This is a genomic window from Pseudarthrobacter oxydans, from assembly GCF_034258515.1.
Lineage (GTDB): Bacteria > Actinomycetota > Actinomycetes > Actinomycetales > Micrococcaceae > Arthrobacter.
This window is the reverse complement of the sequence record NZ_CP139438.1, coordinates 941,192-953,604: the sequence shown is the minus strand read 5'-3', so window position 1 is coordinate 953,604 and position 12,413 is coordinate 941,192. Positions and strand designations below refer to the sequence as shown.

Below are 12,413 nucleotides of genomic sequence, written 5' to 3'. Positions count from 1 at the left end.
GGATTCAAATTTACAGGGTCAAGCTGGACGGGCGCTCAACGGACTGTGAACGGCCGTCCCCGCTTGGCTCCCTACATGGCCTTGACGGGCTTCTTCCGGCCGAAAATGAAGTAGCCCATGGGACCGATGAAGTTGATGAAGGACGCCGCCCGCCACGCCGCCTTGGGACCGTTGATCAGCGCAGCAGGGCGCTTGGAGATGTCCCGCTGCGCTGCCACCAGAAGCGACACCTGAGCGATGCCCACCAAAATGGTGCCGGCCTTGGCAGACGGAGGCATGTCCTTCCAGGTCTTTTTCTGTGCCATGTTCTCTGCTCCTTGGTTGGGGTTTCAGTTTCCGGTGCGGGCCACCGCTGCGCAATGGGTGGCGGTACCCTGCGCGCCCGCAGTCCGGCTCAGGCCGTGAACGGAGCCAACCGTTCCTTCTGTTCAGGGGTAAGCCGCTGGACCCGGCCTGTGGCCTCGTCCACGAACGCCAGGTGGCTGCTCGCCTTCACGCAGTCCTCCCTGGTGACCGGATCCTGGACCAGGTAGTGGATATCGAAGCTGGCCCCCTTGACGGCCCCGATCCACACCAGGACCACGGCCGGAACGTTGCGGTATTCAAGGGTCCTGACGTACCGGATCTTGTGGTCCACCACCAGGGCCATGGTTCCGTCCGGGACATCGTTGAACAGTGAGACGTGGGGTTCGATGCCGGGCAGCCCCGCGCCCCGGGGCGGGCCGAAGGCCGCGATCCGGGCTTCCTCCAGCATCCGGACGATCTGGACGTTGTTGATGTGCCCGTACGCGTCCATGTCACCCCAGCGCATGGGCACCAGGACCTCGATCCGGCGGCCGCCCGCGGATTCTGGCTGCGCCGGGGTGGCCTGCTGCGCGGGCGCCTCCTGCGTGCTCAACTGTGCACCGCCGTCGAATCGTCCACGGGGACGTCCTCCGCGTCCGCTCCGGCGAACTGGGACCTGTACAGGCGGTAGTACGCGCCCTGCGCGGCGAGGAGGGCCTTGTGGTTGCCCTGTTCCACGATCTTGCCGTTTTCCATGACCAGGATGGTATCCGCATCGCGGATCGTGGAGAGCCGGTGCGCAATGACGAAGCTGGTGCGGTCCGTGCGCAGGGCCGCCATCGCCTTTTGGACCAGCAGCTCGGTGCGGGTGTCAACGGAGCTCGTGGCTTCGTCGAGGATCAGCAGTGAGGGGTTCGCGACGAAGGCGCGGGCAATGGTGATCAGCTGCTTCTCGCCGGCGCTGACATTGTTGCCTTCCTCGTCGATCACGGTGTTGTAGCCCTCGGGCAGGGCCCGCACGAAGCGGTCCACGAAGGTTGCCTTGGCGGCCGCCATCACCTGCTCCTCGGTGGCCTCAAGGTTTCCGTAGCGGATGTTGTCGTAGATGGAGCCGCCGAACAGCCAGGCATCCTGCAGCACCATGCCGACCTTGGACCGGAGCTCGGAGCGGCTGAGGTGGGTGATGTCCACGCCGTCCAGCATGATGGACCCGGCATTGAGCTCGTAGAACCGCATCACCAGGTTCACCAGGGTTGTCTTTCCCGCCCCGGTGGGCCCGACGATGGCCACGGTGTTTCCCGGCTCGGCAGTAAAGGACAGGTTCTCGATGAGTTGCTTGTCCTCGGTGTAGCTGAAGGTGACGTTCTTGAAGTCGACGTGGCCGTCGGTCCTGGCCGGCAGGTGCTCGGTGGCGGTCTCCGTGTCCTGCTCGTCTGCGTCCAGGAACTCGAAGGCCCGCTCGGCGGACGCCACCCCGGACTGCAGCATGTTGGCCATGCCGGCCATCTGGCCCAGCGGCTGCGTGAACTCCCGCGAGTACTGGATGAACGCGGTGGCATCGCCCAGGGACATGGAACCCGAAGCAACCCGGAGGCCGCCCACGACGGCGATGCCCACATAACTGAGGTAGGAAACGAACTGCATCACGGGGAAGATGATGCCGGACACGAACTGTGCCCCGAAGCTGGCCTTGTACAGGGCCTCGTTGCGTTCCTCGAACCGTTCCAGCATGTCCGCGTCCCGGCCGAAGACCCGCACCAGGTCGTGGCCGGAGAATGATTCCTCGATCTGCCCGTTGAGGGCTCCTGTGTTCTTCCACTGGGCTGCGAAGAGCTTCTGGCTGCGCACCCCGATCATGCCTGCCGCGACGCCGGAAAGCGGCAACGCAACCAGGGCGATCACGGCCAACTGCCAGGACACGACGAACATCATGATCACGATGCCCGCCACCGTCAGCAGCGAGTTGACCAGCTGGGCGAAGGCCTGCTGGAGCGCCTGCTGGATGTTGTCGACGTCGTTCGTCACCCGGGAGAGCACGTCGCCGCGCTGGCGGGTATCGAAGTAGTTCAGCGGCAGCCGGTTCAGCTTCTTCTCCGTATCATCGCGGAGCCGCCGGATTACCTTCATCACGATGCGGTTGAGCACATAGCCCTGCAGCCAAAGGAAGATGTTGGCCACGAAGTACATCAGCAGGACCACCGCGATGAGCAGGGTGAGCTTGTCGAAGTCGATGCCGGCGCCGGGCACCAGTTCCATCCGGGACACCATGTCCGCGAAGTTGTCCTGGCCCTGCCGGCGCAGCCCGTCCACAAACTGTTCCTTGCTGACGCCCGGCGGAAGCTGCTTGCCTACCACGCCGGCGAAGATCACGTCCATGGCCTGGCCCAGGATCTTGGGGGCGATGACGTTGAGGACCACGGCGATTACCACCATGCCCACCACCACGTAGATCCCCAGGGCTTCCGGCTTCAGCAGCCCCATCAACCGCTTGGCGGACGGCCAGAAGTGCTCGGCCTTCTTGGCGGGGATCCCGCCGAACATGTCCCCGTCCGATTCGGAAGGAGTGTACTCCTCCTCAACGAAGTCGTCGTCCTCGACGGGTGCGGCCGCCTGCCCGGCGTCGAGCTCGTCCTGGGCTGACGCTGTTCCCCGACTGTCCGTGGAGTCCTTCTTGGGGGCGCTCATGCCATTTCCTCCACGCTCAGCTGGGATTCAACGATTTCCTGGTAGGTGGGCGAGGTTTCCAGGAGTTCCTCATGCGTCCCACGGTCAACGATCCGCCCGTTGTCCAGCACCAGGATCTGGTCGGCCTCGGTAATGGTGGAGATCCGCTGGGCCACGATGATTACCGTGGCATCCGAGGTGGTGCGTTTGAGGGCGGCACGGAGCCGGGCGTCCGTGGCAACATCCAGGGCGGAAAAGGAATCGTCGAAGAGGTACACCCGGGGTTTGGTAACGAGTGCCCTGGCGATGCACAGGCGCTGGCGCTGGCCGCCGGAGACGTTGGTGCCGCCCTGGGCGATGCGCGAGCCGAGCCCGTTCTTCTTGGCGCGGACAAACTCATCGCCCTGCGCCACGCCCAGGGCCTCCCACAGTTCCTGGTCCGTGGCTTCGGTCTTTCCGAACCGCAGGTTGTGCCCGATGGTGCCGGAGAAGAGGTAGGGCCGCTGGGGCACCAGGGCAACGCGTTTGGTGATCTCCGCCCGGTCCATTCTGTCCACGGGAACACCGTCCAGCAGCACCTCCCCTTCCACAGGGTCGTAGAGCCGCGGCAGGAGGGACAGGAGCGAGGTTTTGCCGGCCCCGGTGGAACCGATAATGGCGAGGGTCTGCCCGGGACGCGCCGTGAAGCTGATGTTGCTCAGCACGGGCGATTCAGCGCCCGGGTAGGCGAAGGTGACGTTCCGGTACTCGACGACGCCGCTCAGCATGGCGGGCGCCTCCGGACGTTCCAGATCGTGGATGGAGGGTTCGACGTCGAGCACTTCACCGATGCGGTCTGCGCATACGGAGGCGCGCGGAATCATCATCGCCATGAAGGTGCCCATCATGACGGCCATCAGGATCTGGAGCAGGTACTGCAGGAAGGCGGTGAGGGCGCCCACCTGCATCTCGCCGGAGTCCACCCGCTGCCCGCCGAACCACAGCACGGCGGCGGTGGACAGGTGCAGGATCATGCTGATGGCGGGGAACATCAGGACAAACAGGGAACCGATCTTCAGCGAGACGTCCGTCAGTTCCTTATTGGCCTCGCCGAAGCGCCCGGTTTCATAGGGTTCGCGCACAAAGGCCCGGACAACCCGGATGCCAATGATCTGTTCCCGCAGCACGGCGTTGATGCGGTCGATCTTCTTCTGCATGGACCGGAACAGCGGAATGAGCCGGACCACCAGGTAGCCCACCACCACGGTCAGGAGGGGCACGGAAACCCACACCAGCCAGGACAGGTTGAGGTCCTCGCGCAGCGCCATGATGATGCCGCCCACGCACATGATGGGGGTGGCCACCATGAAGTTCAGTCCCATCAGGACGAGCATCTGGACCTGCTGGACATCGTTGGTCCCGCGGGTGATGAGCGTGGGGGCACCAAAGGCGTTGACGTCCCTGGCCGAGAAACTGGTGACCTTGCGGAACACGCCGCGCCGGAGGTCGCGGCCCATGGCCATGGCGACTTTGGACCCAAAGTAGACACCGGCGATGGCGGTGCCCACCTGGACGAAGGCCACCAGCAGCATCACGGCGCCGGTGCGCCAGATGAAGTCCGTGTCCCCGCGGGAAACCCCTTCGTCAATGATCTGGGCGTTCAGGCTGGGCAGGTACAGCGCCGCCATGGTGGACGCCAGCTGAAACACAATGACGGCCACAATGTACGGCATGTACGGCCTGGAAAACCGTCGTATCAGAGTCAGGAGCATGCCCATGGGTCCTTAGGATGGGTTCGAAGAATGGGTTCGGAAAAGCACGAGGCTTAAGTAGTAGCAGCCGGGGCTGACATCCTTGGCTTTCCCACTCTACGAAACTCCTCCCCGCGGTGAAACAGGCCCCGCAAAAGATCATCCGTGGGGATTACTGCCTGCATTACCTGCCCGCCGGGGCGGGCTCCGCCGTCGTGCTTTCCTGCTCCCGCGCCGGCTCCGGCGCCGGCTGGATGTCCACGGTCCGCCGCAGCGGCTTTTCCTTGATGAACAGCACGGACACCAGGGCGACGACGGCCACGGCGGCTGAAATCAGGAACACTTCCGCGGTGGCGTCACCGTAGGCGGCCCGCATGATGTCACGGACGGGTTCCGGCATGTGCGCCAGGTCCATGCTGGAGCCCGCTGCGCCGCCCTGGACGGGGATGCCGGCCGCCGCCAGTCCCCGGGTGGCCAGTTCGCTGACCCTGTTGGCCAGGATGGCGCCCAGGACGGAGACGCCAATGGCACCGCCCACGGACCGGAAGAACGCCACGGAGGCGCTGGCCGTTCCAATGTCCGCAGCGCGGACCGTGTTCTGCACTGCCAGCACGAGGTTTTGCATCAGCATGCCCAGGCCAAGGCCCAGCACCGCGGTGAAGATTCCGGCGTGCCAGAGCTCCGTGGTGTGGTCCATGGTGCCTGCCAGTCCCAGCCCGCCGATCAGGAAGACGGATCCCGCGATCAGGTAGCCCTTCCACTTTCCGGTGCGGCTGATCAGGAGTCCGGAAGCCACTGAACCCGCCAGGTTGCCCGCGATCATGGGCAAGGTAAGGAGTCCGGCCTCCGTGGGGGTGGCGCCGCGGGCCACTTGGAAGTACTGCCCCAGGAAGGTTGAGGAGCCGAACATCGCGATACCCACGGCTACGGAGGCGAGGATGGCAAGGGCCGTGGTGCGTTCGGAGATGATCTTGAGCGGGATGATCGGCTGCTCCACCTTGGATTCCACCAGGACCAGCAGCGCCAGCAGGATGATTCCGCCGCCGACCATGAGGGCGGACTCCCAGGAGATCCAGTCGTAGTACGCGGGGTTGCCGGCGAAGGAGACCCAGATCAGCAGCAGGCTTACCCCGGAGGTGAGCAGGACGGAACCGAGCCAGTCGATCTTGGCGGGCCGGCGGACATGGCTGATCTTGAGGGTGACCTGCAGGAGGATCAGGGCGACGACGGCGAGCGGCACGCACACGAAGAAGGTCCAGCGCCAGCCCAGCGGGCTGTCCACGATGAAACCGCCCAGCAACGGTCCCCCGGCGGTGCCCACTGCCATGACCGCGCCCATGTAACCGGAGTATTTCCCGCGGTTCCGCGGCGGGATCATGGTGCCGATGATGGCCTGGGCCAATGCCGTCAGGCCGCCCATGGCTACGCCCTGGATGACCCGCGCACCCAGCAGCAGCGGGATGGTTTCGGAGAGGCCTGCCATGACGGAACCTGCAACGAAGATGATGATGCTGAGCTGGACCAGGAGCTTCTTGTTGAAGAGGTCAGCCAGCTTGCCCCAGATGGGCGTGGTGGCGGCGTTGGCCAGCAGCGCTGCGGTGATCACCCAGGCGAAGTCGGTCTGGGTTCCGTGCAGGTCGGACATGATGGTCGGCAGGGCGTTGGCCACGATCGTGCTGCTGAGAATCGCCGTGAAGAAGGCGGCCAGGAGGCCGGTGAGCGCTTCCATGATCTGGCGGTGGGACATTTCGGGCGGTGCGGCGGGTGCACTCAACATGGTGACCCGGGCGGCTGTGGTTGCCATAGGTTTTGCTCCTAGGGGGTGGTGATGGTGCCGGCCGCCGTTGCCCGGGCTGATTTCTTGAGTGATTCGGTGAGTTTGTGCAGGGTTTTCGCCGTGTTGCCGGCGTCCTCCTCGCTCCAGTCCCGCAGGTAGTCCTGCAGGGCTGCCGTCCGCTGCTCCTCGATGCTCCGGAGCCTGTCCGCTCCCAGGGGCGTGAGGGCAACCAACTGTGCCCGTCCGTCGTCGGGGTCCTGCCTGCGGACCACCAGGCCGTGCTCCTCCAGGTCCGCGATGTGGCGGCTGAGGACCGGCGCGCTGACTCCCAGCCGCTCGGCCAGGCTCGTGGCGCGCGACTCCCCCTCCCCCACGAACCGGAGGACGCCCTGGAGTGCGACTCCGGTCTCCTGCCCGCGGACTGCGGCAGTGGCGATGCAACGCACCGCGCGCTGGAGATCGAAGATCTGGTAGACGAGATCGGCCGCCGTATCCGGTGCAACTGCCATTGCTACAGACACTCCTTACTTGTTTGCCTGAAGCAACTATATACCCATTTGGTTGCTTCAGGAAACTAAAGGGCGGATAGTGGGAAAACGAAGGGCCCCGGCTCCTTGCGGAGGCCGGGACCCTTTTCCTGCGTATTCGGTTGAGTGGGCCCTATGCGGGGAGATGGGTTGGGGCGAACATCTTCAGGAGCGTTTCCACCACGACGACGTTGGGCCCGTCACCGGCGAAGCCCGCCTTGAGCGCCTCCCCCACGTCCTCCGGCGCCACTTTTGTGGCCGGCACGCCGAAGGCTTCGGCGAGTTTGACGAAGTCCGGGCGGGCCAGCTCGGTGGCGGTTGCCTTGCCGAAGGCGCCCACCATGTATTCGCGCAGGATGCCGTAGCCGCCGTCGTCCACGATCAGCCAGGTGACCGGCACGTTGTGCTGCTTCGCCGTGGCCAGTTCCGCGATGGAGTACATGGACGAGCCGTCGCCGGAGACGGCGAGCACCCGGCCCGGCTTGCCGACTGTTTCCAGCCCCACGGCGGCGCCGATCGCCGCCGGGAAGCCGTAGCCCAGGCCGCCGGCGCCTTGGGCGGAGTGGAACTGGCCCTCCCGGGCGTCCCAGCAGCTCCAGCCCCAGTAGGCGGCGATGGTCATGTCCCAGAAGGTCTGCATGTCCGCCGGGACCGCTTCCCGGATGTCGGCCATGAACTTCAGCTCCTTGGCAAGGTCCTGGGATTCCAGGCGCGCCCGGACTTTCGCCAGGGATTCCTTGACCAGGTCCTCCGGAGAGGTGCCGTGCCAGTTGGGCCTGGAATGCGCAGGCTCCACCTCCAGCGCCTCGTCCAGGGCAGCCAGTGCCTGCCCAGCGTCCGCGCGGATGCCCAGCCCGGGCCGGTTGGACTCCAGGACCCGGGGTTCGGCGTCGATCTGGATGATCCTGCCGCGCGGCTCGAAAGTGAAGTAGTTGGACGTGACCTCGCCCAGCGAGGAGCCGATGACCACCAGCACGTCGGCGTCCTCGAGCAGATCGGTCATGTAGCGGTCCTCGATCCAGGACTGCAGCGAGAGCTCGTGGTTCCAGGGGAATGCGCCGTTGCCGCCCGGGGTGCAGATCACGGGGGCACGCAGTTTCTCCGCAATGGAGAGCAGCGACTTCTCAGCCCGGCCCCGGCGGGTACCGCCGCCGGCAATGATGGCCGGGCGCTCGGCGGCCTGCAGCCATTTCACCGCTTCGCGGACCAGCTCCACCCGCGGCGGATTGTCCGCCGCTTCGGCGAGCGCGTCCTCCACCGGCGGCACCATGATCGGATCGAGCAGGACGTTCTGCGGAATCTCGAGCCACACCGGCCCCTGGGGCGAGGAAATTGCCTCGGTCCAGGCGTCCTGGATGGCCGACGGGATGCCGGACGCGTGCTGGATCAGCCGCTGGCTCTTCGTCACGTTCGCGGCCGACGCCTTCTGGTCATCGAGCTGGTGCAGCATGCCCTTGCGCCGGGCGCCCAGGCCTTCCAGCGGAATCTGGCTCGCCACCACCACCATCGGCACCCCTGTGGCATAGGCCTCCTGCAGCCCGGCCAGCGACGTCAGCGCGCCCGGGCCGGTGGAGAGGAACAGGACGCCCACTTCACCGGTGGCCCGCGAGTACCCGTCCGCAGCGAAGGCGCTGTTGTTCTCCACCCGAGAGGAAACGAACTGCAGGTTGCCCCGGCCCATCGCATCAAACAGTCCCAGCGCATGCTGCCCGGGGATGCCAAACACCGTTTTCGCGCCCAGGGCTTCCAGTGTCTCGACGACGAGGTCCCCGCCGTTGCGGGCACCCGTAACCGGACCCTTCGCTGCCGGCACCGCCGCCTTGCCCGGATCGTGCTCGACCATCCCCGCTACTCCTTGCCCGCCGGTGCGAAGCCTGCCGGCCGGCGGACCTCCTGGCCGAGCGCCTGGGCGGCGTAGCCCGTCGCTGAGCCGAAACGGTCGCCTTCCACGGCGTTGTCTGCCATCAGCGTGACAAGCTCGTAGGCAACGTGGCTGGCGGCGACGCCGGTGATCTCGGCGTGGTCGTAGGCCGGGGCCACCTCCACGACGTCGGCGCCCACCAGGTTCATTCCGCGGAAGCCGCGGATGATTTCCAGCAGCTCCCTGCTGGTGATGCCGCCGGCTTCGGGCGTGCCGGTGCCGGGAGCATGGGCAGGGTCCAGGACGTCGATGTCCACCGAGATGTACAACGGGCGGTTGCCGATCCGGTCCCGGACCTTGGCCACGGTTTCCAGGACGCCCTGGTAGTAGACGTCGGCGGAGGTGACGATGCCGAACCCGAACCGGTGGTCGTCGTCGAGATCCTTCTTGCCGTACAGCGGGCCGCGGGTGCCGATGTGGCTGATGGCTTCCGTGTCCAGGATGCCCTCCTCGACGGCCCGGCGGAACGGGGTGCCGTGGGTGTATTCGGCGCCGAAGTAGGTGTCCCAGGTGTCCAGGTGCGCGTCGAAGTGCAGCATCGCCACCGGTCCCCCGGCCCGCTCAGCCGCCGCGCGGAGGAGCGGCAGGGCAATCGTATGGTCACCGCCGAGGGTCACCAGCCTGCTGCCTCCGGCCGTGAGGTCCAAAGCGTTCTGCTGGATGGTCTCGATGGCTTCGTTGATGTTGAACGGGTTGACCGCCATGTCCCCGGCGTCGGCAACCTGGATGTTCTCGAAGGGGCTCACGTCCCACGCCGGGTTGTACGGGCGGAGCAGGCGGCTGGCTTCCCGGACGTGATTGGCGCCGAAGCGGGCTCCCGGACGGTAGGACACGCCCGAATCGAACGGCACGCCCACCACGGTGACGTCGGCCTTGGCCACCTGGTCCAGCCGCGGCAGCCGCGCATAGGTGGCAGCACCCGCGTAGCGAGGGATGCGGGATGAATCAATGGGGCCTAGGTTGCCGTTGGCTTCGATGCGCAGCTCTTCCACTGGAGGCCTCTCCTTCGAGGAGTTGAGGGACTGTTGTGACTGCCATCATACACCCGGGTTTTCCTATGTGCACCGCATGTTTACAGAGCCTCACCCGTCTGAGTAGCGCTAAGTGTCGTTTTGAACGCTCAAAACGACACTTAGCGCTACCTAGTTGTGGGGTTAACGGCTGGCGGCGGGAACCAGGACCCAGAGCACCTCAACCTGCTTGTCCGTGGGGTTGATCCAGGTGTGCGGCTCACGGCCCGGGAAGGTGACCGTGTCTCCGGGGCCGAGGTCGTATTCCTCGTTGGTGAGGATCAGGCGGATCCTCCCCTTGATCACATGGAGAACGTCAACGTCGCAGTCCACGGCATAGAGCTCGGACTCACCGCGCCCGTGCGGTTCAATGCAGGCCTGGATGATCTGGATGCGCCGCTCCGAGCGGGCGGTGAGGAGCCGCTCCACGATGCCTTCGCCGCCGAGGGAAATCCTTGGCCCTTCGTTGCGTTTGGTCAGGTGTGTTTCCGGGGCCGCGAACAGGTCGCCGATCGAAATCGACAGCACCTGGCAAAGTGTCACGAGCGAGGCGACGGACGGCGACGTCAGGTCCCGCTCAACCCGGCTGAGGAATCCCTTGGTCAGGCCCGTAGCGTCGGCCACCTGCTGTATGGTGAGCCGCTGGGACTGCCGGGCCGCACGGATCCTGGAACCGATGGCTACCGGAACGTTGCTCGGCTCAACTGGCAGTGCCTTCATCTACGAACCTTTCATGGCCGGCCGTCCGGCTCCGCTCTGGAGCAATCCTAATGGCCAGCCCTGCCTGTGACGCGCCCCTTGCGTGCGCGCCGCGGCGACGCCAAACCTCCCTTGACTGTTACCACCATCACAGCCTAACTTGAGACAACCATTGTTGCCTATAGGGCAATAGCCCGGAACCTCCCCCATCTCCGCAGCAGCTGCCCGGCTCCCCGGTGCCCGGACTGCAGCCCCGCTGCCAACACGCTCCAAGGAGCCAACATGGACCTAAGTGTCATCAACATCGCCATCGTGGTGGTGTACCTGCTCGCGATGCTGGCCTTCGGCTGGTGGGGCAAGTCCCGCACCAGGAACAACAGCGACTTCCTGGTTGCCGGCCGCCGCCTCGGCCCCTTCCTCTATACAGGCACCATGGCCGCCGTCGTCCTGGGCGGGGCCTCAACGGTCGGCGGTGTAGGCCTCGGCTACAAGTTCGGCATCTCCGGCATGTGGCTGGTAGTGGCTATCGGCGCCGGCGTCCTGCTGCTGAGCCTGCTCTTCGCCGGGACCATCCAGAAGCTGAAGATCTACACGGTCTCCCAGATGCTCACCCTGCGCTACGGCAGCAGGGCCACCGAAGCCTCGGGCATCGTGATGCTCGCTTACACGCTGATGCTGTGCGCCACATCCACCGGCGCCTATGCCACCATTTTCGTGGTGCTCTTCGACTGGGACCGGGCTATGGCCATCGCCGTCGGCGGCGCCATCGTGCTGGTCTATTCCACAATCGGCGGCATGTGGTCCATCACCCTGGCGGACCAGGTGCAGTTCATCATCAAGACCGTAGGCATCTTCTTCCTGATGTTGCCGTTCACCCTGAATGCTGCGGGCGGCTTTGAAGGCATCCGCAGCCGCGTGGATGAAAGCTTCTTCCAGATTGACGGCATCGGCGTCCAGACCATCATCACTTACTTCGTCGTCTACACTCTGGGCCTGCTGATCGGCCAGGACATCTGGCAGCGGGTCTTCACGGCGAAGACCCCCACTGTGGCCCGGTGGGGCGGCGCCACTGCAGGCATCTACTGCATCCTCTATGGTGTTGCCGGCGCGTTGATCGGCATGGCCGCAAGCGTGGCCCTCTCCGACATTGAGATCGCCGCGAAGGACGATGTCTATGCCGAGGTGGCACAGACCCTGCTGCCGGTAGGCATCGGCGGACTTGTCCTGGCGGCAGCCGTGGCCGCAATGATGTCAACGGCTTCCGGCGCCCTCATTGCCGCTGCAACCGTGGCCCGCGCAGATGTCCTGCCTTTCGTCGCCAGCTGGTTCGGCAAGACCATCAACACCGAAGACACGGACAACCCGGAGCACGACGTCAAAGCGAACCGCACGTGGGTCCTCGCCCTTGGCATCGTGGCCATCGTCATCGCCATCATCACCAAGGACGTGGTGGCAGCCCTGACCATCGCCTACGACATCCTGGTGGGCGGCCTCCTCGTGGCAATCCTGGGCGGCCTGGTCTGGAAGCGCGGCACTGGCCTGGCCGCCGCGGCCTCCATGGCAGTAGGGTCCGTGGTGACCCTGGGCACCATGATCATCCTTGAAGTCAACGCCAAGGCGCCGCTTGACGGCATCTACGCCAACGAGCCCATCTACTACGGCCTCCTGGCCTCAGCGGTGGTCTACATTGCGGTGTCCCTGCTGACCAGGCCCACCGACCCCCAGGTCATGCGCAACTGGCAGCGCCGGGTGGCCGGGCAGGACAGCGAAGAGGCGCCGGTTCCCACCGCCGTCCGCTAG

General features: G+C 65.6%; 10 protein-coding genes. 1 reads left to right on the top strand and 9 read right to left on the bottom strand.

The window, feature by feature from the left end:
* Positions 1 to 71 precede the first annotated feature (71 nt).
* The 9 genes from SMD14_RS04400 to SMD14_RS04360 all read right to left on the bottom strand — a co-directional run bounded on the left by SMD14_RS04400 (position 72) and on the right by SMD14_RS04360 (position 10,634).
* Positions 72 to 305 (bottom strand): PLDc N-terminal domain-containing protein, encoded by a 234-nt coding sequence (locus SMD14_RS04400; protein ID WP_321215449.1) that lies wholly within the window; start codon positions 303 to 305, stop codon positions 72 to 74.
* Between the two features lie 89 nt (positions 306 to 394).
* Positions 395 to 811: a thioesterase family protein gene (locus tag SMD14_RS04395; RefSeq protein WP_157242675.1), complete on the bottom strand. Its 417-nt coding sequence runs from the start codon at positions 809 to 811 to the stop codon at positions 395 to 397.
* An 83-nt stretch (positions 812 to 894) separates the two neighbouring features.
* Positions 895 to 2,970 carry an ABC transporter ATP-binding protein gene (locus SMD14_RS04390; protein WP_321215448.1) on the bottom strand — a complete coding sequence of 692 codons (2,076 nt, stop codon included), beginning with the start codon at positions 2,968 to 2,970 and terminating at the stop codon, positions 895 to 897.
* Entirely contained in the window at positions 2,967 to 4,700 is a 1,734-nt protein-coding gene (locus tag SMD14_RS04385) for an ABC transporter ATP-binding protein (RefSeq protein ID WP_321215447.1), read from the bottom strand. The genes SMD14_RS04390 and SMD14_RS04385 overlap by 4 nt, the downstream gene beginning before the upstream one ends.
* A gap of 163 nt (positions 4,701 to 4,863) precedes the next feature.
* Complete coding sequence (locus SMD14_RS04380; protein WP_321215446.1) at positions 4,864 to 6,483, bottom strand: MFS transporter; 1,620 nt, start codon at positions 6,481 to 6,483, stop codon at positions 4,864 to 4,866.
* A gap of 11 nt (positions 6,484 to 6,494) precedes the next feature.
* Positions 6,495 to 6,965, bottom strand: a complete 471-nt coding sequence (locus tag SMD14_RS04375; RefSeq protein ID WP_321215445.1) for a MarR family transcriptional regulator — start codon at positions 6,963 to 6,965, stop codon at positions 6,495 to 6,497.
* A gap of 151 nt (positions 6,966 to 7,116) precedes the next feature.
* On the bottom strand, positions 7,117 to 8,826 hold the full coding sequence (locus SMD14_RS04370) for a thiamine pyrophosphate-binding protein (RefSeq protein ID WP_321215444.1): 1,710 nt from the start codon (positions 8,824 to 8,826) through the stop codon (positions 7,117 to 7,119).
* A 5-nt stretch (positions 8,827 to 8,831) separates the two neighbouring features.
* Complete coding sequence (gene speB, locus SMD14_RS04365; RefSeq protein ID WP_321215443.1) at positions 8,832 to 9,896, bottom strand: agmatinase; 1,065 nt, start codon at positions 9,894 to 9,896, stop codon at positions 8,832 to 8,834.
* A gap of 162 nt (positions 9,897 to 10,058) precedes the next feature.
* Positions 10,059 to 10,634 (bottom strand): cupin domain-containing protein, encoded by a 576-nt coding sequence (locus tag SMD14_RS04360; protein ID WP_321215442.1) that lies wholly within the window; start codon positions 10,632 to 10,634, stop codon positions 10,059 to 10,061.
* Between the two features lie 261 nt (positions 10,635 to 10,895).
* Between SMD14_RS04360 and SMD14_RS04355 the strand changes: the two genes are divergently transcribed.
* Positions 10,896 to 12,413 (top strand): sodium:solute symporter, encoded by a 1,518-nt coding sequence (locus SMD14_RS04355; RefSeq protein ID WP_157238995.1) that lies wholly within the window; start codon positions 10,896 to 10,898, stop codon positions 12,411 to 12,413.